The following is a 19,635-nucleotide window of genomic DNA, read 5'->3' on the forward strand; positions in this document are numbered from 1 at the left end:
CCCTTTCTGGAACACCGCGATGCATCGCCAGCTCCGTTATGCCGTTCTCGCCACCGCCCTGTTCGCCGGCACCGCGTTTGCCGGTGCGCGTCAGGAGCTGGACACGTTCACACGCGGCCTGAAAGGCCTGGACGGGCAGTTCAGTCAGCAGGTCTCCGATGCCAACGGCCGGGTCAAGGAACGCGCGAGCGGGCGGGTGGCATTGTCGGCGCCGCGCCAGTTCCGTTGGGAATACGCCAAGCCCTACAAGCAGCTGATCGTGGCCGATGGCAAGAAGGTGTGGGTGTTCGACCCGGACCTGGAGCAGGTGACCGTGCGTGCGCAGGGCAGCGAAGAACAGAACAGCCCACTGGTTGCATTGATCGACCCGGCGCGCCTGGACAAGCAATACGACGTCAGCGAAGAAGCGGCGCCACGTGACGGACTGCAATGGCTGTCGCTGACGCCCAAGGTCGACACCGAAGCCAGTTTCCAGATGGCCTCGCTGGGGTTCGGCAAGGATGGCCTGGCCAGGATGGAAGTGGTGGATGCGGTCGGCCAGCGCACTGCGATCAGCTTCAGCGGCTGGAAGCGCAATCCGGCATTCGCGGCCGACACCTTCCGCTACACGCCGGGCAAGGGTGTGGACGTGGTCGGCGACGCGCAGTAAGCCGTTGCTTGCAGCAGTCGTGCAGCCAACGGCCGTGTTCGCAGAAGGTCGTTGGCTGACGCGATACAATGCCGCGTGGCACGAACCAAGCTCCCCATCACTCCCGAAGCCGATCTGCTCAGCGTAGACGGCGAGCACCTGCGCCCGCTGGCCGAGCGCATGCGTCCGCGCACCCTCGACGAGATGGTCGGGCAGAAGCGACTGCTCGCGCCCGACAGCGCATTGCGACGCGCGGTGGAATCTGGCCGCGTGCATTCGATGATCCTGTGGGGTCCGCCCGGTTGCGGCAAGACCACCCTGGCGCTGCTGCTGGCGCATTACGCCGACGCCGAGTTCAAGGCGATCTCGGCAGTGCTGTCGGGTTTGCCCGAGGTGCGCCAGGTGCTGGCCGAGGCTGCGCAGCGCTTTGCCGGCGGGCGCCGCACGGTGTTGTTCGTCGATGAGGTGCATCGCTTCAACAAGGCGCAGCAGGATGCGTTCCTGCCGCATATCGAGCGTGGCACGATCCTGTTCGTCGGTGCGACGACCGAAAATCCCTCGTTCGAACTGAATTCGGCATTGTTGTCGCGCTGCCGCGTGCACGTGCTGGAAGGCGTTTCGCCGCAGGACATCGTTGAGGCCTTGCAACGTGCGCTGCATGATCCAGAGCGCGGGCTGGGGCAGGAGAGCATCCAGGTCAGCGATGCCTCGCTGCTGGAAATTGCCAGCGCGGCCGACGGCGACGTGCGCCGTGCATTGACCCTGCTGGAGATCGCCGCGGAACTGGCAGGCGGCGAAGGTGGCCAGATCACTCCGCAGACGCTGCTGCAGGTGCTGGCCGACCGCACGCGTCGTTTCGACAAGAACGGCGAGCAGTTCTACGATCAGATTTCGGCGCTGCACAAATCGGTGCGCAGCTCCAACCCCGATGCCGCGCTGTACTGGCTCACGCGCATGCTCGACGGCGGCTGCGACCCGGCCTATCTGGCACGGCGGCTGACCCGCATGGCGATCGAGGACATCGGCCTGGCCGATCCGCGCGCGCAGAGCATGGCGCTGGAAGCCTGGGATATCTACGAACGTCTGGGCAGCCCGGAGGGCGAGCTGGCGTTCGCGCAACTGGTGCTGTATCTGGCCAGCACCGCCAAGTCCAATGCCGGCTATGCCGCCTTCAACCAGGCCAAGGCCGAGGTGCGCGCCACCGGCACGCAGGAGGTGCCGCTGCATCTGCGCAACGCGCCGACCAAGCTGATGAAGACGCTGGGCTACGGGCAGGACTATCAGTACGACCACGACGCCGAAGGCGGGATCGCGCTGGACCAGACCGGCTTTCCGGATGCGATGGGCGAGCGGGTCTATTACAACCCGGTGCCGCGCGGGCTGGAGATCAAGCTCAAGGAAAAGCTCGACCGCCTGCGCGCCGCGCGCGAACAGGCGCGGGCTGACAAGGGCGGCAAGCCCACGGCATAATCGGCCGCACAGGAGATGGCATTCCTCCTTGAACCGCACGCACCTTGCGCGCTGATGATGCCTGCCCACCCCCGCCGGGGCGGCAGGTCTGTGCCCCGGCATCCTTTCTCGCTCAGAAAACCGGATGATGCCGACATGCACGACACCTTGTTGAAACCCCCTTTGGCCGCCTGCGGAGTGCGCGCATGAACGCACCGGTGTGGTGGCAGCAATTGCTGTTGGCGATGATCGGCGGTGCGCTGGGCTCCGGCCTGCGCTTTGCCATCGGTGCTTCGTTGCTGCAGCGCTTCGGCAACGGATTTCCGTGGGGCACGCTGACCGTGAATCTGCTCGGCTCGTTCGTCGCCGGCGTGCTGCTGGTCTGGCTGGATGCGCGCGGGCCGGCAAGCTGGCCGTTGCGGGCCTTGTTGATCGTCGGTGTGATCGGCGGGCTGACCACGTTCTCCTCGCTGATGATGGAATGCCTGGTATTCGCACGCACGGATCGGTCCGCGATGATCGGCGTGTATCTGGCCATCACGCTGGTGGCCGGGCTGGCGCTGGTGTTCGCCGGTGCGCGTGCCGGTCAGTGGCTGGTGGCGCGTTAGGCGCAGCTCTGCCGTGTAATCGCGGCAGTGAAGCCAAGGCCGGGATGCGGCGACGTTGCGAGCGTAGATACACGCCGACGATTGAATGGCTGGCATGTGTTGGCGCCGCCGGGCAACGGTCAACCTGCCATCAGGAGCCATGCTCGGACGCGACGCCTGGTCGCGTGCCTGTCGGGCGCGCCGACGGATGCATGGTGTCGCTGGCATTCGCTGACGACTGTTTGCACTGGCGCATAAAAAAGGCGTGCTCGCGCACGCCCTGATTGACTGACAGCCTGGTCGGCGTTGCGGGATCGGCCCGGCGGCCGATCCCGCAGTGCATGACTTACAGCGCTTCGATGATGCCTGCCGCGCCCATGCCGGTGCCGATGCACATGGTGACCATGCCGTATTTCTGCTGACGACGGCGCAGACCGTGCACCAGGGTGGCGGCACGGATCGCACCGGTGGCGCCCAGCGGGTGGCCCAGGGCGATGGCGCCGCCGAGCGGGTTGACCTTGGACGGATCCAGCTCGCTGTCGCGGATCACCGCCAACGCCTGTGCGGCGAAGGCTTCGTTGAGCTCGATCCAGTCGATCTGGTCCTTGGTCAGGCCGGCCTGCTTGAGCGCCTTGGGAATCGCCGCGATCGGGCCGATCCCCATCACCTCCGGACGCACGCCGGCCACCGAGAAGCTGACAAAGCGCGCCAGCGGGGTCAGCCCGTAATCCTTGATCGCCTGCTCGGAGGCCAGCAGCACCGCACCGGCGCCGTCGCTCATCTGCGAGGAGTTGCCGGCGGTGACGCTGCCGCCGAACTGGCCGTTGCGGAACACCGGACGCAGCTTGGCCAGGCCTTCGAGCGAGCTGTCGGGGCGCGGGCCTTCATCGGTGTCGATCAGCCGCTTGCGCAGCGCGATGACATTGCCGGCCAGGTCGGGCTGGTGCGAGAGGATCTCGTACGGAGTGATCTCGTCGCGGAATTCGCCGGCGGCAATGGCGGCAATCGCCTTCTGGTGCGAAGCGAGCGCGAATGCATCCTGATCCTCGCGCGAGACCTTCCATTCCTCGGCCACTTTCTCGGCGGTGATGCCCATGCCGTAGGCGATCGCGACGTGGTCGTCGGCAAAGACGTTCGGCGACATGGCGACCTTGTTGCCCATCATCGGCACCATCGACATCGACTCGGTACCGCCGGCCAGCATCAGGTCGGCATTGCCCAGACGGATCTGGTCGGCGGCCATCGCCACGGCCTGGATGCCGGACGAACAGAACCGATTGATGGTCTGGCCGGCCACGCTGTTGGGCAGGCCGGCGAGCAGCACGCCGATGCGCGCCACGTTCATGCCTTGCTCGCCCTCGGGCATCGCGCAGCCGATGATGGCATCGTCGATCCGCGACAGATCGATGCCCGGCGCCTGCGCCACGACTGCACGCAACACGTGCGCCAGCATGTCGTCGGGACGGGTATTGCGGAACACGCCCTTGGGCGCCTTGCCGACCGGCGTACGGGTGGCGGCGACGATGTAGGCTTCTTGAATCTGCTTGCTCATGGCTATCTCCGATAGCCGGGATTGGGGAGTCGGGATTGGGGATTCGCAACTGCGGATCCTGATTCCTGAATGGTCCTGCCCGGCGGATGAATTTGGTGGAAGCGAGAATGTTGGAGGGCAGGGGAGCCGCTGTTACGAATCCCCAATCCCGAATCCCGAATCTCAGTTCCTCAACGGCTTACCCGTCTTGAGCATGTGCCCAATCCGCGCCTGGGTCTTTTCCTGCTGGGCCAGTTCGACGAAGTGCTTGCGCTCCAGCTTGAGCAGCCATTCTTCGTCGACCAGTGCGCCGCGATCGACTTCGCCGCCGCACATCACCGTGGCGATGCGGGTGGCGATTTCATAGTCGTAGTCGCTGATGAAGCGGCCCTCCAGCATGTTGACCAGCAGCATCTTGAAGGTGGCGATGCCGACGTCGCCGGCGACCTGGATGCGACGTGCCGGCAGCGGGGCGCGATAGCCGCCTTCGGCCAGTGCGCGCGCTTCGGCCTTGGCGATGTGCAGCGCCTCGAAGCTGTTGAACACCACCTTGTCGGTGGCGCGCAGCAGGCCCAGCTCCTTGGCATTGACCGCCGAATTGGACACCTTGGCCATCGCGATGGTCTCGAAGGTCTTCTTCAGCTCGGCGAACACATCGCCGCCCGGACCTGCGGCCTGCGAGGCACGCACGGCGATTTCCTTCAGGCCGCCGCCGGCAGGCAGCAGGCCAACGCCAGCTTCGACCAGACCGATATAGCTTTCCAGCGAAGCCACGGTCTTGGCGCTGTGCATCTGGAACTCGCAGCCGCCGCCCAGCGCCAGCCCGCGCACGGCCGAAATCACCGGCACCTGCGCGTACTTGATGCGCTGGCTGGTGGCCTGGAAGTTGGCGACCAGCGCTTCGAATGCATCGACCTTGCCGGCCTGCAGCAGACCCAGCGCGCCGGCCAGATCGGCGCCGGCGGAGAAGGGCTCCTTCTGCTGCCAGATCACCAGCCCGGCGAAGTCCCTCTCGGCGCGGCCAACGACCTCCTGCAGGCCATTGAGCACGTGATCGGAGACGGTGTTCATCTTGGTCTTGAAGCTGACCACGGCGATGTCGTCGCCGTCATGCCACATGCGCACGCCGTCGTTTTCGAACACCGTCTCGCCCGGCGAGAACTGCTCGCCCAGCAGCGGATCGGGGAAGCGCTGGCGCTTGTACACCGGCAGTGCCGAGCGCGGCAGCTTGGCGTCGCGCGCCGGGCTGTACGAGCCTTCGGCCGCATGCACGCCGTCGCGGCCGTCGAACACCCAGTTCGGCAGCGGCGCGCTGCTCATGCTCTTGCCGTTGGAGATGTCTTCGGCAATCCACTGCGCTACCTGCTTCCAGCCGGCGGCCTGCCAGGTCTCGAACGGGCCGAGCGACCAGCCGTAGCCCCAGCGGATCGCCAGATCCACGTCGCGCGCGGTTTCGGCGATATCGGCCAGGTGGTAGGCGCTGTAGTGGAACAGGTCGCGGAAGGTGGCCCACAGGAACTGCGCCTGCGGGTTCTGGCTTTCGCGCAGCTTGGCGAACTTCTCGGCCGGGTTCTTGATCTTGAGGATCTCGACCACTTCCGGCGCCGCGCTGCGATCGGCGGTTCTGTAATCCTGCTTCTCCAGGTCCAGCACCACGATGTCCTTGCCGACCTTGCGGAAGATGCCGGCACCGACCTTCTGGCCGAGCGCGCCCTTGCCGATCAGCGCCTCCAGCCACTTGGGCGACTTGAAGTACTGGTGCCACGGATCGTCGGGCAGGGTGTCGCCCATGGTCTTGATCACGTGCGCCATGGTGTCCAGGCCGACCACGTCCGAGGTGCGGTAGGTCGCCGACTTGGGGCGCCCGACCAGCGGGCCGGTCAGCGCATCGACTTCATCGAAGCCCAGCCCGAACTCGGCGGTGTGGTGGATGGTGGACAGGATCGAGAACACGCCGATGCGGTTGCCGATGAAGTTCGGGGTGTCCTTCGCATACACCACGCCCTTGCCCAGCGTGGTGACCAGGAAGCTTTCCAGTCCTTCCAGCACGGCCTTGTCGGTGCCCTTGGCCGGAATCAGTTCGGCCAGGTGCATGTAGCGCGGCGGATTGAAGAAATGCACGCCGCAGAAGCGGTGACGCAATTGCTCGGGCAGCACGTCGGAGAGCTTGTTGATGCCCAGGCCGGAGGTATTGGAGGCCAGCACGGCGTGATCGGACACGAACGGGGCGATCTTCTTGTACAGGTCCTGCTTCCAGTCCATGCGCTCAGCGATCGCTTCGATGATCAGGTCGCAATCGCGCAGCTGCTCCAGACCGCTTTCATAGTTGGCCGGCGTGATCGCCTCGGCCAGGGCCTTGCTGGCGAGCGGGGCAGGGCTGAGCTTGCCGAGGTTGGCGATGGCCTTGAGCACGATGCCGTCGGCAGGACCTTCCTTGGCAGGCAGGTCGAACAGCACGGTGTCGACACCGGCATTGGTGAGGTGCGCGGCGATCTGCGCGCCCATGACGCCGGCACCGAGCACGGCAGCACGACGGACTAGCAACGGATTGGACATAGCGATGAGCCTTTGGTGTGAGCGACTACGGTGTGGAATGGGTACGGAAACCAGGTTCCGCAAAACGAATCAGTTCGCGCGCGGCGCGCGCGCGGTGGTCGGCCTCGCTGACCCCGGCCGGGCGCTTGATCAGTCCGAAATCGGCCATTGCATAGGTGAGCGCACCGGCCAGGAAATCCAGGCGCCAGTACAGCTCTTCCTTGCTCAGGCCCGGCACGCAGGCAGCGATGGCCTTGCCGAACTCGCGCAGCACATGCCCGTAGTGGTCGGACAGGAACTTGCGCAGGTTGTCGTTCTTTTCAGCATAGGCGCGCGCAATTACCCGCACGAACGCGCCGCCGCTCTGGCGGTCCTGCGCCATTGCCAGCGCCGGCTCGACGAAGGCCGCCAGCACCGCGGTGAGCTCGCCCGGCTGTGACTTCCTGGCCGCCTCCAGTTGCTGCAGGCGCGCGGCGGTCATCTCGTCCATGCGGCGACGGAACACTTCGTTGACCAGGTTTTCCTTGGACCCGAAGTGGTAATTGACCGCCGCGATATTGACGTCGGCCTGGGTGGTCAGCTGGCGCAGCGAGGTTCCCGCGAAGCCATGCTGGGCGAACAGCTCCTCGGCCGCGCCGAGGATGCGGTCCTTGGTGGAGAAGTGGGCGGGCTTGGGCATGCGCGGGGCGGAACTCAATCAAACGATTGTTTGAGTCTACGGGCTGGACGCTGTGGCGGTCATGTGGCAACGCAGCACGATTCAGGGGGCGGTGTGCAAATGCAGCGACGAAGGGATAGAATTGACCATCGCAAAGAAGCCTAAGCCCGCGTTTTGACGCGGGTTTTTTTCATGATAACCTCGGGCCTTCAGTGGCCCGCCCAACGGAGATCCTCCCATGGCGCTGGAGCGCACCCTGTCCATCATCAAGCCCGACGCCGTTGCCAAGAACGTCATCGGCGAAATCTACAGCCGTTTCGAGAAGGCCGGCCTGAAGATCGTGGCGTCCAAGTACAAGCAGCTGTCGCGTCGCGAAGCCGAAGGCTTCTATGCCGTGCACCGCGAGCGTCCGTTCTTCAACGCGCTGGTCGAGTTCATGATCTCCGGCCCGGTGATGATCCAGGCGCTGGAAGGCGAGAACGCCGTTGCCGCACACCGTGACCTGCTGGGCGCGACCAATCCCAAGGACGCTGCGCCGGGCACCATCCGCGCCGACTTCGCCGACTCGATCGATGCCAATGCCGCCCACGGCTCGGATTCGGTCGAGAACGCTGCCAACGAAGTCGCGTATTTCTTTGCCGCCACCGAAGTGGTCTCGCGCTGAGGCCGAGAGAGTCGAATCGTGAATGAGGTCGTGATCCCCTCCGTGCTGCAGGACGTTCCCGTCCGTACCCCGGAACTGCGCAAGCAGAACCTGCTCGACCTCGACCGCGAGGGACTGGAGCGCTTCTTCGCCGACACGCTCGGCGAAGCGCGCTACCGTGCCCATCAGGTGATGAAGTGGATCCACCATCGCTACGTCACCGATTTCGACCAGATGACGGACCTCGGCAAGGCGCTGCGTGCGAAGTTGCACCAGCACGCCGAGGTCCTCGTCCCGAATGTCGTGTTCGACAAGCCGTCCACCGACGGGACCCACAAGTGGCTGCTGGCCATGGGCACCGACGGCAAGAACGCGATCGAAACCGTCTACATCCCCGACAAGGGCCGCGGCACGCTGTGCGTATCGTCCCAGGTCGGCTGCGGCCTGAACTGCACCTTCTGTTCGACTGCCACCCAGGGCTTCAACCGCAACCTCACCACCGCCGAGATCGTTGGGCAGGTGTGGGTGGCGGCGCGCCATCTGGGCAACGTGCCGCACCAGCAGCGCCGCCTCACCAATGTGGTGATGATGGGCATGGGCGAGCCGCTGATGAATTTCGACAACGTCGTGCGCGCGATGAGCGTGATGCGCGACGACCTGGGCTACGGCCTGGCCAGCAAGCGGGTGACGCTGTCGACCTCCGGCCTGGTGCCGATGATCGACCGGCTCTCGACCGAAAGCGATGTCTCGCTGGCGGTCTCGCTGCATGCGGCCAACGACACGCTGCGCGAAAGCCTGGTGCCGTTGAACAAGAAATACCCGATCGCCGAGCTGATGGAATCCTGCGCGCGCTATCTGCGCGGCAACAAGAAGCGCGATTCGGTCACCTTCGAATACACCTTGATGAAAGGCATCAACGACCAGCCCGAGCATGCGCGCCAGCTGGCCAGGTTGATGCGTCAGTTCGACAATGCGGTGCAGTCCAAGGACGCCGGCAAGGTCAACCTGATTCCGTTCAATCCATTCCCGGGCACGCGTTACGAGCGCTCGGGCGAGACCGAGATCCGCGCGTTTCAGAAGATCCTGCTCGACGCACAAGTGCTGACGATGGTCCGGCGGACCCGTGGCGACGATATCGACGCCGCCTGCGGGCAGCTCAAGGGGCAGGTTATGGACCGCACCCGTCGTCAGGCGGATTTCCTGCGCACCCTGGAAGGGCAGGCCGGTCGAGATGCGGCAGCGTGATCTAGCAGCCATGGCGGCTGTGGCGATCGCACTGTGCGCGGTCGGCTGCGGTGGTCGCAATGCCAAGGCCGGCTCGGTCCAGACGGTCGAGGAGGTCGCGCAGGTGCATTCGTTCCGCGACAGCACCGCGACAAAGAATCGTCTGGCGGTGCAGGAGAAGCTGGGCCTGGCCAATAATCGGCTGCAGACAGGCGACTACGTCGCTGCCGAAGAGCAGGTCCGTGCAGCCTTGAAGAAAGATCCCCAGTCGGTGGATGCCATTGGTCTGCTGGCGCTGATTCAAGGCGCCAAGGGCGATGTTGCCGGCTCCGGTGCGTCATACCGCCGGGCCGCGGAGCTTGCGCCGCAGCGCGGCGATGTCCTGAACAATTACGGCGCGTGGTTGTGCGCGAACGGCTCGCCGGCCGAATCGCTGATCTGGTTCGATCGCGCCCTGACCGACAGAAACTACGCATCGCCAGCCTCCGCGTTGGGCAATGCAGGTGGCTGCGCACTCAAGGCCGGGCAGCCGCAGCGGGCGGTCGGCGACTTGCGCAAGGCGCTGGAACTGGATCCGCGGAATCCATACGCACTCGAGTCGATGGCGCGCTCCGAGGTGACCAATCGCAATTATTTCGAAGCGCGTGCGTTTATTGAACGACGGCTTGCGGCTGCACCGGCAACCGCTTCCGTGTTACAACTCGCCATTCAGATTGAGCAAGGGCTAGGCGACAAGGTAGCTGCCAGCCGTTATCAACAGCGGTTGGTCAAGGAATTTCCTGACGCAGCGACCGCTAACCCCGGGGCCAATGCATTGTGATCAGTGATTCCAATCCGAACCCTTTCGAGCAGGAAAAGGGCTGCGGACAGCATTTGCGCGACGCGCGCGAAGCGGCAGGTCTGAGCGTGGACGAAGTCGCCGGCAAGCTGCGCATGCCGGCGCACGTGGTGCGCTCGCTGGAGCAGGAAGACTGGCAACGCCTGGGTGCGCCGGTCTTCGTGCGCGGTCAGTTGCGCAGCTATGCGCGCTTGCTGCATGTGGACCTGGAGCCGCTGCTGCAGCAAGCGGCGATTGCGCCGATCGAGCCGGTCAAGCTGGTCAGCCACACGCATACGCCGCGGGCGCGGCGCATCCTGGAAAGCACGGCGCGCAAGGCGATGTATGTGGTGATCACCGGCGTGTTCGCGGTGCCGGTGTGGTACGCGACCCGTTCGCATCTGGATGGCAAGGCGCCCAGCACGGTATCGCTGGACAGCATGCCGGAAGCGCCCGGGACCGGCACCCCGGCCAACGCTGCCACGCAGCCGGCCAGCGCGCCGCGCGAGCAGCCGGCGCCGTACATCGCGTCGATGACGCCGGTGCCACGGGCCACGCCCGAGGTCGAGACCCCTGCAGTGTCGGCCGCCAGTGGCGGCAGTTTGTCGTTGAGTTTCAGCGGCGACAGCTGGGTGCAGATTCTGGCACCGGATGGCAGCGCGGTCGAAAAGGCACTGGTGCGTGCCGGCGAGCGTCGCAGTTATTCGCCAGGGCAGGTGGGTCGCATCGTGCTGGGTAATGCGTCGGCGGTAGAGGTTCAGCAAGGCGGCAGTATCGTCGATGTGAAACCGTTCCAGCGCGCTAACGTGGCCCGTTTTGCGGTATCCTCCGACGGCTCCGTGGTACCTGCTTCCGAGTGAAGCGGACTGCGGTTTTTCATTTTTCCCTATTGATGTTCCGCGCCTCCGGGATGACGGAGCGAGAGTACGCATGGCGATCGACGATCTGCTGGACGAACACGAACAAGGCGAACGCGTTCGTTCCTGGTTGAGAAAGAATGGCGCAGGGCTGGTAGGCGGCATCGTGGTGGGCCTGGCCCTGATCCTGGGCTGGCAGTGGTGGCAGAAGCACACCGCCACCCAATCGGTGGAAGCCAATACCCGTTACGAAGCGGTGGTCAAGTCCATCCAGGGCAAGGACCTGGACAAGGCGGCCAAGGACATCGTGGCGCTCGATGACGGCAAGGGCGGTGTCTACGCCGAACTGGCTGCATTGCGTCTGGCAAAGGCCCAGGTGGATGCCGGCAAGCATGCCGAAGCGATCAAGACCCTGCGCGACGTGCCGGCCGAAGGCGAGCTCAAGCAGATCGTGCAGCAGCGCCTGGCGCGTGTGTTGACCGAAAGCGGCAAGCCGGACGAAGCGATCAAGCTGCTGGCCGATGCGCAGGACCACACCAGCCTGGAGATCCGCGCCGATGCGCTGGTCGTGCAGGGCAAGCCGGACGAAGCGCGTGCGCTCTACGCCAAGGCCCTGACCACGGTGGACGTGGCCTCGCCGCAGCGCCGTTTGCTGGAAACCAAGCTGATGGATGTGGGCGGCAAGGTGCCCGATCCGGCGGAGCCGATTTGATGAAGCAGGTTGATATGTACAAGCGCATTGCAATGATCGCCCTGATGGGCGTGTCGCTGGCTGGTTGCAGCACCGTCAAGGGCTGGTTTGCCGGGAAGGACGCTGCTGCCAAGAAGGCGCAGGAACCTGCCGAGCTGGTCAAGTTCGAGCCGTCGGTCAAGGTCGACAAGATCTGGTCCACCGGCGTGGGCAAGGGCGAAGGCCATATCGGCGTGCGCCAGCGTCCGGCGGTGGCCGATGGCAAGGTGTACGCCGCGGCGATTACCGGCGGCGTGCAGGCGCTGGACCTGCAGACCGGCAAGCGCGTGTGGGAATACAAGCCCAAGAAGGAAGAGCGTAACGATCGCAAGTTCAAGCAGCGCCTGTCCGGTGGCCCCGGCGTCGGCGAAGGCCTGGTGGTGATCGGCACCCTGTCTGGCGACGTGATTGCCTTGAACCAGGCTGATGGCACCGAAAAATGGCGTGCCAAGGTGCCGAACGAAGTCATCGCCGCACCGGCGATTGCACAGAACCTGGTGTTGGTGCGCAGCAACGATGGTCGCGTCAGCGCCTTCGACGCGGCCACCGGCGAGCGTCGCTGGTTCCATGCCGAAGAAGGCCCGACCCTGTCGGTGCGCGGCAATGCGCCGATCGTGACCGGCCCGGGCGTGCTGTTCGTCGGCAACGACAGCGGCACCTTGAGCGCCCTGGCGCTGCAGGACGGCCGCCCGTTGTGGGAACAGGCGATCGGCGTGCCGGAAGGCCGCACCGAGCTGGAGCGCATGGCCGATGTGGACGGCGCCCCGGTGCTCGATGGCACCACGCTGTATGCGACCAGCTTCAAGAACGAAACCCTCGCACTGGAAGGCCCGAGCGGCCGTCCGCTGTGGACGCGCGATCACGGCGGCGCCGGTGGCGTTGGCGTGTCGTCGGCAGTGGTGGTGGTCTCCGACAACGCCGGCTCGGTGTGGGGCCTGGACAAGAGCAGCGGGGCGGCGATGTGGTCGCAGGCCGCGCTGGCGCGTCGCTCCCTGACCGGTGTGGCCATCCAGGGCGATTACGCCGTGGTCGGCGATTACAAGGGCTATCTGCACTGGCTGAAACTCAGCGACGGTGCACTGGCCGCGCGCGCTCGCGCTGGACGCGACACGCTGCTGGCGCAGCCGATCGTCGTGGACGGCATTCTGTTGGTACAAAACACCGATGGCGATATCACCGCCTTCCGGTTGGCACAATAAGGACTTCGCGATGCTGCCCCTGGTCGCCCTGGTCGGACGGCCCAATGTCGGCAAGTCCACCATCTTCAATGCGCTGACGCGCACCCGTGACGCGCTGGTCCACGACCAGCCCGGCGTCACCCGCGACCGTAACTACGGGGTCTGTCGTCTCGACGAGGAACGCCCGTTCATCGTCGTCGATACCGGCGGTATTGCCGGTGACGAGGAAGGCCTGGCCGGCGCCACCGCGCGGCAGGCCCGCGCCGCTGCCGGCGAGGCCGATCTGGTGCTGTTCGTGGTCGACGGCCGCGAAGGCGCCTCCTCGCTGGACGACGAGATCCTGGCCTGGCTGCGCAAGCTGGCGCGGCCGACCGTGCTGGTCATCAACAAGATCGACGGCACCGACGAAGAGACCGTGCGCTCGGAATTCGCGCGCTACGGGTTCTCCGATGTGGTGGCGTTGTCTGCCGCGCATCGGCAGGGCATCGACGAACTGCTCGAGGAAGTCGGCGCACGTCTGCCCGAGGAAGGTGCCGGCGAACTGCTGGATACCGACCCGGCGCGTGTGCGCATCGCCTTCGTCGGCCGCCCGAACGTGGGCAAGTCGACGCTGGTCAATCGCCTGCTCGGCGAAGAACGCATGATTGCCTCGGAAGTGCCGGGCACCACGCGCGATTCGATCGCCGTGGACATGGACCGCGACGGGCGCCAGTACCGCTTGATCGATACGGCCGGCCTGCGTCGCCGCGGCAAGGTCGAGGAGGCGGTGGAGAAGTTCAGCGCGTTCAAGACGCTGCAGGCGATCGAGCAATGCCAGGTTGCGGTGCTGATGCTCGATGCCGGCGAAGGCGTTACCGACCAGGACGCGACCATTCTGGGCGCCATCCTGGACGCTGGCCGCGCCCTGGTGGTGGCGATCAACAAGTGGGACGGGCAGAGCGACTACCAGCGTGCGCAGGCCGAAGACCTGCTGGCGCGCAAGCTGGGCTTTGTCAGCTGGGCCGAGGCGGTGCGGATTTCCGCGCTGCACGGCTCGGGCATGCGCGAGCTGTTCCAGGCGATTCACCGTGCACATGCGTCGGCCACGCACGAATTCAGCACCAGCGAAGTCAACCAGGCGCTGGAAATCGCCTACGAGACCAATCCGCCGCCGAGCATCCGTGGCCACGTTTCCAAGCTGCGTTACGTGCATCCGGGTGGCGCAAATCCGCCCACCTTCATCGTGCACGGCACGCGCCTGAAGGTGCTGCCGGAGTCGTACAAGCGCTATCTGGAAAACTTCTTCCGCAAGCGCTTCAAGCTGGTCGGCACGCCGGTGCGTTTCATCTTCCGCGAAGGTGCCAATCCGTACGAGGGCAAGAAGAACACGCTCACCGAACGGCAGGTGGCGCGCAAAAGGCGGTTGATGAAGCACGTCAAGGGCAAGTAAGCAGGTAACGGCCCGTGCCTGGCCAATGATCGTCAGATGGAGTGGCCGCAGCGCCTGCAACTGCCGTGGTCCAGTGCCGCGAGCTACGCCAGGAAGGTGCAGTGATTCCTTCTGGCATCTGCACTGGCAGTGCCTGGCATTCTGAGTCGTCGTGGTGCACTGGTATCCTGCGTGCCATGACCGACTATCCCTCCCGCATTCCCTATGCACAGGCGCTGCAGATCCTGCAGGCCGTCGCTGCCAACAGCCGTCCGCCCGACGAGAACATCGCCACCTCGCGTGCCGACGGGCGGATCAGCGCTGCCGATCTGATCGCACCGATCGCGTTGCCGCCCTTCGCCAACAGCGCGATGGACGGCTTCGCGTTGCGGCATGCCGATGTCGCTGGCGGCGATGCGTCGTTGCAACTGATCGGCGAGCAATTCGCTGGCGAGCGCTGGACCGGCAAGCTGAGCGCCGGCCAATGCCTGCGCATCACCACCGGTGCGCCGCTGCCCGATGGCGCCGATACGGTGATCCCGAAGGAGGATGCGCAGGAACGCGATGGCGTGGTGCGTTTCCATACCATGCCTGCGCCGGGTGCGGCGGTGCGCCAGGCCGGCAGTGACTTGCGCGCGGGCGATCTGGTGGTGCAGAGCGGCCAGGTGTTGACGCCTGCGCGGATCGGACTGGCGGCTGCGCTCGGTCTGTCGCGGCTTGCGGTGGCGCCGCGGCCGACCATTGCGGTGCTGGCCACCGGCGATGAGCTGGTGGAGCCGGGCATGCCGTTGGGGCCGGGACAGATCTACAACAGCAACCGCGACATGCTGATGGCGCAGCTGCGCGCACTAGGCTACGCGCCGACTGCATGGCCGACCCTGCCGGACGATCCGCAACGCATCCGCACCATGCTGGAGGACGCGGCTGCGGCCTTCGATGTGGTGATCACCTGCGGCGGCGTCTCGGCGGGGGAAAAGGATTATCTGCCGCAGCTGATCGGCGAACTGGGCCGCATCCACTTCTGGCGCGTGCGCATGCGGCCGGGTATGCCGGCGGTGCTGGGCCAGATCGGCCGCTGCCTGGTACTGGGTCTGCCGGGCAATCCTGTCTCGGTGCTGGCGACGCTGATCGCCTACGGCGTGCCGCTGCTGGATGGCCTGCAGGGACGTAGCGAGCCGCGCCCGCTATGGCATGCGGCCCTTGCCAGTCCATGGGAAAAACGCCACGAGCGCCTGGAGTTCCTGCGCGGGCGGCTGGAGTGCGGCGAAGACGGGCGTCTGACGGCATTGCCGCATCGTGGCGATGCATCGCACCTGCTGCGTGGCGCGGCCGACAGCAATGCCTTGATCGTGTTGCCCGAGCAGGCACGGCGTTTCGAGGCGGGCGAGAGCGTGCGGGTGATTCCTTACGCGCTTTGAGCGTTTGGTACAGCACGCGCCACAAACAGTGGGGCCCTGCTCGCCGCCAAGCGGGCGGCATTGGGTGCACGTCGGTCCTTTCGTGCCTTCGGCACTAAACGTCGACGCTGCGCGAGCTGATGGCAGCCACGTGGAGGGCGCAGCCCGGTGTGGTAGACCGCCTCTTCCACGTCACACTAGAACGCGGCGTCCGGACGCGAGGCTGCAACCAGCGCCGATCAGGCCGTTCTCAGCCGACTGCGCTGCCGCAGAACGCGGCGTAGTCGGCATACCCGGTGAATGCGACACCGGGAGCACACACCGGGCAATGCGGGTCGGGCGGCAGCCGGATTTCGCGAAAGCGCATTGCCAATGCATCGAAGCTGAGCAGGCGCCCGGTGAGGGTCTCGCCGATGCCCAGCAGCAACTTGATCGCCTCGGTGGCCTGCAGCAATCCGATCACCCCGGGCAGCACGCCCAGCACGCCGGCCTCGGCGCAGCTGGGGGCGAATTCGGGCGGCGGCGGCTCGGGAAACAGGCAGCGATAGCACGGTGCATGGCCGCGCTTGCGGCCGGCATCGAACACGCTCAATTGCCCTTCGAACTGCTGTACCGCGCCGTAGACCAGCGGTTTGCTGAGTTTGACGCAGGCATCGTTGAGCAGATAGCGCGCAGGAAAATTGTCGGCGCCGTCGACCACGACATCCACGTCCTTCAGCAGGGCTTCGACATTGCCGGCAGTCACGCGTGCCTGCAGCGCTTCGACCTGCACACGTGGATTGAGCGCGGCAATGCGCTGCGCGGCCGAGCTGACCTTGGCGACGCCGACGCTGTCTTCCACATGCAGGATCTGGCGCTGCAGATTGCTGCGGTCCACCACATCGTCATCGGCGATCCGCAGGTGGCCGACGCCGGCGGCAGCCAGATAGAACGCCGCCGGCGAGCCGAGACCGCCTGCACCGACCAGCAACACGCGCGAACGCGCCAGACGCTGCTGGCCGTCCAGACCGACCTGCGGCAGGAGCAGATGGCGCGAGTAGCGCTCGAGAAAATCCTGCTCGTCCGGCGGTAGGGTAGGGCGTACCAAGGGGAGGCCGGCGCCGGTCCATGCGGCGGTGCCACCGAGTACCGAAGACACCTGCGTATAGCCTTGCGCGCGCAAGATCTCCGCCGTGTGTGCCGAGCGCTTGCCGCTCTGGCAGATCAGCACGATCTCGCGCGCCTGCTCCGACAGATGCTGTGCGGGTGCGGTTTCCAGATCGTGTTGCGCAATCGCCAACGCGCCTTCGGCCTGGCCGCCGGCACGCTCGTGCAACTGCCGGATGTCGATCAGCAAGGCGCCTTGCAGAGCGCGCATGCGGGCATTTGCAGGGGAGATGTCGTGGCTGCTCATGGCGCCATTGTCGCGCAAACACAGGCGATGCGATGCACAGACTGCCATGTTGGCATCAGGCTCACCAGCACGGCGGTAGCGTGGGCACACAAGGAGACCCCCAATGACCCCCGATATCGACGCGCAATTGAAACAACTTGCCGATGCATTGCCTGATATTCGTCGCCAGCATCCGGACGATTTCTGGGATGTATTCCACGCACGTGCAGAGAAGATCACCGCTGCCGCAGAGTCGCAGGAGCAGGCGGCGCAAATCGTCAAACGCATCGACGAAATCCTGTCGGCGCATCAGCTCGGACCTGCGGATCCCGGTGCCTGACCCGGCGGGCCTCGCTTTACGGGCAGTCTTGCAAGTGCGCATTCGCGGTCCTGAATGCTGAGTATTCCAAGTCAGCCGGACGGCTCGAGCCATGGTCCTTCGAAACAGGAGCTGGTTGCTCAGTGTGCCAGCACCGTCCGAAGTCACCCAACACGGACGCCATGCCACCTTCACTCCATGTGAAGCGCACTGCGGTGCAGCACGGTTTCCTCTCCAGCTTTCGACGCCGGTACGACGATCGGGTCACGCGACGAGGTCCAGCATGCAGGCACACCTTCTGGCTGGAGATCCATATGGAAGTACGTCACCCGATGTTTGCGGCGCTGACCCTGTGTCTAGGCATCACCGCCGCTGCGCATGCGCAGAACGCAACGCAGGCCGGCATGCCCGCCACTGCCCAGCAACAGGCGGGCACTAATTCCCCGAGCGCGAAGGAGCGTGAGGCGCTAGGCACCCTGAGCGCCATCAACACCAGTGAAATCGGTGCGGCCAATCTCGCGCTGCAGAAGCAGGTGCAAGGTGGCGTGCGCGACTATGCGATGCAGATGGTCAAGGAGCATACCGACAACAATCAGAAGCTGGCCAAGTGGTCGCCGGACCTGTCTGCTGCCGCTGCCAAGGCGCAGATGAGCAAGGGCAAGACCGAACTGGCGATGTTGCAGAAGCTCGATACCAAGGCCTTCGAGGCTGCGTACGTCACGGCAATGGTCAAGGACCACACCGATGCGCTGGCGGCGCTGGACAAGCAACTGATTCCTGCGGCCAAGACGGCACAGGTGCTGGCGCATCTGCAGACCACGCGCAGCCATGTCGCCGAGCATCTGGCGGCTGCCAAGACGCTGCAGGCCAGCAGCAAGGGTGCTGGGCGCTGAGGCATGCCTGGCTTGCCGGCAATACCGGTTGCCGTTGTTGAAGACCCGATGCTGCGGATACGTCGCCTGATCATCCGGGCCGAGCCGCACCAGATCCTGGATGCGTGGTGCGATGCCAATGTGCAGCGACGCATCCTGCGTGGAGTGGCGGAGCTGGTCGCTGGCGATGGGCATGCATCGCGCTGGGCGCCGCAGGCCACCTGGTGCCGGCGCGGTATTGTCGGGTTGCAGCGTGGTGAGGCGCGCCTGGGTGAATCGGTGCGTTACCAGGTTGATGGCGGTCGCGGCCTGCAGCTGGGCGTGTTGCTGCATGTGCAGACTGCGCCTGGATGCGAGGGCAGTTGTGTCACGTTGAGCCTGCAGGGTGCAGATGAGCGAGAGCGCGCTGGGCCATCGGTCGAGCGCATGCAGCGTGTCCGGCATCTGTGGATGGGCAAGGCGTTACGGCGCCTGCGTGACGGTATGGACGTGTGAGATCGCGTCCGCTCGTCCGCACCTTGTCGATGGACTTCGAATGCCTGGCCCCGATTGCAGTTGCTACGGGCGGCCAGGTTTTGAGGGTTCAGTCGGATGGGGTACTTGCGTCGACCACCCCGGGGATCGGTTCGGCATTGCCGAAGTGCGGCCGCAAGGCATCCACTCCGTGCTGCGGCCTGGCCACCGGGGTCAGGTCCTGGCGATTGGCGCGACGTTGCGCGGTAGAGAACGTGGCCAGCTTGTCGCGCTGATCGATCAGCGGTTGCTGCACCTCGCCATCGCGATTGAACGACCAGGCCAGCATCGGCTCGCCCAGCGGCAATGCATCGCCCGCGGCGGTGCCGTTGCGCGAGTGCCAGGTGTGCCAGGTCTTGCCATAGCTGTTGAGCTTGCTGCGCATCAGTTCTTTCTCCGCAACCAGCGGCAGGTTGGGCGCGGATAGCTGGCCCGACAGGATTTCGCCATTGTGCGGATGCCAGAAGCTGCGCTCGTGCTCTGGCAACTGTGCGAACAGTTGTTCGGAAATGATGTACTCGATACCGGTGAGGTTGGCCTGATCGGTGTTGCCGTCGTAGAGCGCGCATTGCGCCAGGTCTTCATTGACCTGATGGCAGTAGTGATGCGCTTCCATCTGTACATCCGGTGCGTCTTTCATCGGATGGAAACCCACCAGGTAGATGTCGAGCTTGCCGACCGGCCCGGTCGGTTGCAGGACCCTGGCGCCGGCTTCCAGCACATTGGTCTTGGCGCTTTCAGGCGCGCCCGGCGGGGTAACCGAAGGCGGGCTGCGCGAGCAGCCGGCGCACAGCAGGGCAATCCAGAGCGCGGACTGTCGCATGCGATCTCCAACAATGAGTGGTGGGGCCAGCCTACGGAGGCTGATGGTTTGCGAGGCGTGAGCGCGTGCGCAGATATCCAACGGAGCTTCACCT

At 65.4% G+C, this 19,635-nt stretch carries 19 protein-coding genes and 1 riboswitch; of the genes, 14 read left to right on the plus strand and 5 right to left on the minus strand.

Translation table 11 applies throughout. The features are described 5' to 3' along the window. Nucleotides 1-19 precede the first annotated feature (19 nt). The 3 genes from lolA to crcB all read left to right on the plus strand — a co-directional run bounded on the left by lolA (nt 20) and on the right by crcB (nt 2,685). Nucleotides 20-649: an outer membrane lipoprotein periplasmic chaperone LolA gene (gene lolA, locus DYQ94_RS16820; RefSeq protein ID WP_016901760.1), complete on the plus strand. Its 630-nt coding sequence runs from the start codon at nt 20-22 to the stop codon at nt 647-649. Nucleotides 650-808: 159 nt separating this feature from the next. Continuing rightward, nucleotides 809-2,098: a replication-associated recombination protein A gene (locus DYQ94_RS16825; RefSeq protein ID WP_226427869.1), complete on the plus strand. Its 1,290-nt coding sequence runs from the start codon at nt 809-811 to the stop codon at nt 2,096-2,098. A gap of 2 nt (nt 2,099-2,100) precedes the next feature. Beyond that, nucleotides 2,101-2,169: riboswitch (Fluoride riboswitch) on the plus strand. A 114-nt stretch (nt 2,170-2,283) separates the two neighbouring features. After that, nucleotides 2,284-2,685, plus strand: coding sequence for a fluoride efflux transporter CrcB (gene crcB / locus DYQ94_RS16830; RefSeq protein WP_126966713.1), 402 nt, complete (start codon nt 2,284-2,286; stop codon nt 2,683-2,685). A 325-nt stretch (nt 2,686-3,010) separates the two neighbouring features. Here the strand turns inward: crcB and DYQ94_RS16835 are convergent, their stop codons facing one another. The 3 genes from DYQ94_RS16835 to DYQ94_RS16845 all read right to left on the minus strand — a co-directional run bounded on the left by DYQ94_RS16835 (nt 3,011) and on the right by DYQ94_RS16845 (nt 7,409). Further along, nucleotides 3,011-4,216: an acetyl-CoA C-acyltransferase gene (locus tag DYQ94_RS16835; RefSeq protein ID WP_102256773.1), complete on the minus strand. Its 1,206-nt coding sequence runs from the start codon at nt 4,214-4,216 to the stop codon at nt 3,011-3,013. 162 nt (nt 4,217-4,378) lie between these two features. Next, nucleotides 4,379-6,751: a 3-hydroxyacyl-CoA dehydrogenase/enoyl-CoA hydratase family protein gene (locus DYQ94_RS16840; protein WP_126966714.1), complete on the minus strand. Its 2,373-nt coding sequence runs from the start codon at nt 6,749-6,751 to the stop codon at nt 4,379-4,381. A gap of 25 nt (nt 6,752-6,776) precedes the next feature. Then, nucleotides 6,777-7,409, minus strand: coding sequence for a TetR/AcrR family transcriptional regulator (locus DYQ94_RS16845; RefSeq protein WP_024940119.1), 633 nt, complete (start codon nt 7,407-7,409; stop codon nt 6,777-6,779). Between the two features lie 217 nt (nt 7,410-7,626). On the opposite strand from DYQ94_RS16845, the gene ndk reads away from it, so the two are divergent. The 8 genes from ndk to DYQ94_RS16885 all read left to right on the plus strand — a co-directional run bounded on the left by ndk (nt 7,627) and on the right by DYQ94_RS16885 (nt 15,663). After that, nucleotides 7,627-8,052: a nucleoside-diphosphate kinase gene (ndk, locus tag DYQ94_RS16850; RefSeq protein WP_024940120.1), complete on the plus strand. Its 426-nt coding sequence runs from the start codon at nt 7,627-7,629 to the stop codon at nt 8,050-8,052. 18 nt (nt 8,053-8,070) lie between these two features. Beyond that, on the plus strand, nt 8,071-9,276 hold the full coding sequence (rlmN, locus tag DYQ94_RS16855) for a dual-specificity RNA methyltransferase RlmN (RefSeq protein WP_039527310.1): 1,206 nt from the start codon (nt 8,071-8,073) through the stop codon (nt 9,274-9,276). Nucleotides 9,277-9,286: 10 nt separating this feature from the next. Next, the gene (gene pilW / locus DYQ94_RS16860; protein ID WP_065031392.1) at nt 9,287-10,075 is read left to right on the plus strand and encodes a type IV pilus biogenesis/stability protein PilW; all 789 of its coding nucleotides are present in this window, start codon (nt 9,287-9,289) and stop codon (nt 10,073-10,075) included. Next, nucleotides 10,072-10,932 carry a helix-turn-helix domain-containing protein gene (locus tag DYQ94_RS16865; RefSeq protein WP_126966715.1) on the plus strand — a complete coding sequence of 287 codons (861 nt, stop codon included), beginning with the start codon at nt 10,072-10,074 and terminating at the stop codon, nt 10,930-10,932. The genes pilW and DYQ94_RS16865 overlap by 4 nt, the downstream gene beginning before the upstream one ends. A 70-nt stretch (nt 10,933-11,002) precedes the next feature. Continuing rightward, a complete protein-coding gene (locus tag DYQ94_RS16870; RefSeq protein WP_054590942.1) occupies nt 11,003-11,641 on the plus strand; it encodes a YfgM family protein in 639 nt (212 codons plus the stop codon). After that, nucleotides 11,641-12,858, plus strand: a complete 1,218-nt coding sequence (bamB, locus tag DYQ94_RS16875) for an outer membrane protein assembly factor BamB (RefSeq protein WP_046342719.1) — start codon at nt 11,641-11,643, stop codon at nt 12,856-12,858. The genes DYQ94_RS16870 and bamB overlap by 1 nt, the downstream gene beginning before the upstream one ends. 10 nt (nt 12,859-12,868) lie before the next feature. Further along, complete coding sequence (gene der / locus DYQ94_RS16880; RefSeq protein WP_024940126.1) at nt 12,869-14,266, plus strand: ribosome biogenesis GTPase Der; 1,398 nt, start codon at nt 12,869-12,871, stop codon at nt 14,264-14,266. A 176-nt stretch (nt 14,267-14,442) separates the two neighbouring features. Next, on the plus strand, nt 14,443-15,663 hold the full coding sequence (locus tag DYQ94_RS16885) for a molybdopterin molybdotransferase MoeA (RefSeq protein WP_126966716.1): 1,221 nt from the start codon (nt 14,443-14,445) through the stop codon (nt 15,661-15,663). Between the two features lie 229 nt (nt 15,664-15,892). Here the strand turns inward: DYQ94_RS16885 and moeB are convergent, their stop codons facing one another. Next, nucleotides 15,893-17,035, minus strand: coding sequence for a molybdopterin-synthase adenylyltransferase MoeB (gene moeB / locus DYQ94_RS16890; RefSeq protein WP_126966717.1), 1,143 nt, complete (start codon nt 17,033-17,035; stop codon nt 15,893-15,895). 103 nt (nt 17,036-17,138) lie between these two features. Between moeB and DYQ94_RS16895 the strand changes: the two genes are divergently transcribed. From DYQ94_RS16895 to DYQ94_RS16905, 3 genes are all read left to right on the plus strand, one after another. Then, nucleotides 17,139-17,354, plus strand: coding sequence for a hypothetical protein (locus DYQ94_RS16895; protein ID WP_016904861.1), 216 nt, complete (start codon nt 17,139-17,141; stop codon nt 17,352-17,354). A gap of 293 nt (nt 17,355-17,647) precedes the next feature. Continuing rightward, nucleotides 17,648-18,226: a DUF4142 domain-containing protein gene (locus tag DYQ94_RS16900; RefSeq protein ID WP_126966718.1), complete on the plus strand. Its 579-nt coding sequence runs from the start codon at nt 17,648-17,650 to the stop codon at nt 18,224-18,226. A gap of 48 nt (nt 18,227-18,274) precedes the next feature. Then, nucleotides 18,275-18,700 carry a hypothetical protein gene (locus DYQ94_RS16905; protein WP_126966719.1) on the plus strand — a complete coding sequence of 142 codons (426 nt, stop codon included), beginning with the start codon at nt 18,275-18,277 and terminating at the stop codon, nt 18,698-18,700. 88 nt (nt 18,701-18,788) lie between these two features. Here the strand turns inward: DYQ94_RS16905 and DYQ94_RS16910 are convergent, their stop codons facing one another. Further along, on the minus strand, nt 18,789-19,541 hold the full coding sequence (locus DYQ94_RS16910) for an OBAP family protein (RefSeq protein ID WP_126966720.1): 753 nt from the start codon (nt 19,539-19,541) through the stop codon (nt 18,789-18,791). Nucleotides 19,542-19,635 lie beyond the last annotated feature (94 nt).

Origin of the sequence: Xanthomonas sp. LMG 8993 (genome assembly GCF_009835065.2) — a bacterium.
Taxonomy (GTDB): Bacteria; Pseudomonadota; Gammaproteobacteria; order Xanthomonadales; family Xanthomonadaceae; genus Xanthomonas; species Xanthomonas arboricola.

What these genes read in the sequence shown, in the direction of transcription:
- DYQ94_RS16895 (WP_016904861.1), top strand. Translation starts at nt 17,139, where the DNA reads ATGACCCCCGATATCGACGCGCAATTGAAACAACTTGCCGATGCATTG.
- moeB (WP_126966717.1), bottom strand. Translation starts at nt 17,035, where the DNA reads ATGAGCAGCCACGACATCTCCCCTGCAAATGCCCGCATGCGCGCTCTG.
- DYQ94_RS16885 (WP_126966716.1), top strand. Translation starts at nt 14,443, where the DNA reads ATGACCGACTATCCCTCCCGCATTCCCTATGCACAGGCGCTGCAGATC.
- bamB (WP_046342719.1), top strand. Translation starts at nt 11,641, where the DNA reads ATGAAGCAGGTTGATATGTACAAGCGCATTGCAATGATCGCCCTGATG.
- DYQ94_RS16910 (WP_126966720.1), bottom strand. Translation starts at nt 19,541, where the DNA reads ATGCGACAGTCCGCGCTCTGGATTGCCCTGCTGTGCGCCGGCTGCTCG.
- der (WP_024940126.1), top strand. Translation starts at nt 12,869, where the DNA reads ATGCTGCCCCTGGTCGCCCTGGTCGGACGGCCCAATGTCGGCAAGTCC.
- DYQ94_RS16870 (WP_054590942.1), top strand. Translation starts at nt 11,003, where the DNA reads ATGGCGATCGACGATCTGCTGGACGAACACGAACAAGGCGAACGCGTT.
- DYQ94_RS16840 (WP_126966714.1), bottom strand. Translation starts at nt 6,751, where the DNA reads ATGTCCAATCCGTTGCTAGTCCGTCGTGCTGCCGTGCTCGGTGCCGGC.
- DYQ94_RS16905 (WP_126966719.1), top strand. Translation starts at nt 18,275, where the DNA reads ATGCTGCGGATACGTCGCCTGATCATCCGGGCCGAGCCGCACCAGATC.
- ndk (WP_024940120.1), top strand. Translation starts at nt 7,627, where the DNA reads ATGGCGCTGGAGCGCACCCTGTCCATCATCAAGCCCGACGCCGTTGCC.
- crcB (WP_126966713.1), top strand. Translation starts at nt 2,284, where the DNA reads ATGAACGCACCGGTGTGGTGGCAGCAATTGCTGTTGGCGATGATCGGC.
- DYQ94_RS16825 (WP_226427869.1), top strand. Translation starts at nt 809, where the DNA reads ATGCGTCCGCGCACCCTCGACGAGATGGTCGGGCAGAAGCGACTGCTC.
- DYQ94_RS16900 (WP_126966718.1), top strand. Translation starts at nt 17,648, where the DNA reads ATGGAAGTACGTCACCCGATGTTTGCGGCGCTGACCCTGTGTCTAGGC.
- pilW (WP_065031392.1), top strand. Translation starts at nt 9,287, where the DNA reads ATGGCGGCTGTGGCGATCGCACTGTGCGCGGTCGGCTGCGGTGGTCGC.
- lolA (WP_016901760.1), top strand. Translation starts at nt 20, where the DNA reads ATGCATCGCCAGCTCCGTTATGCCGTTCTCGCCACCGCCCTGTTCGCC.
- DYQ94_RS16835 (WP_102256773.1), bottom strand. Translation starts at nt 4,216, where the DNA reads ATGAGCAAGCAGATTCAAGAAGCCTACATCGTCGCCGCCACCCGTACG.
- DYQ94_RS16845 (WP_024940119.1), bottom strand. Translation starts at nt 7,409, where the DNA reads ATGCCCAAGCCCGCCCACTTCTCCACCAAGGACCGCATCCTCGGCGCG.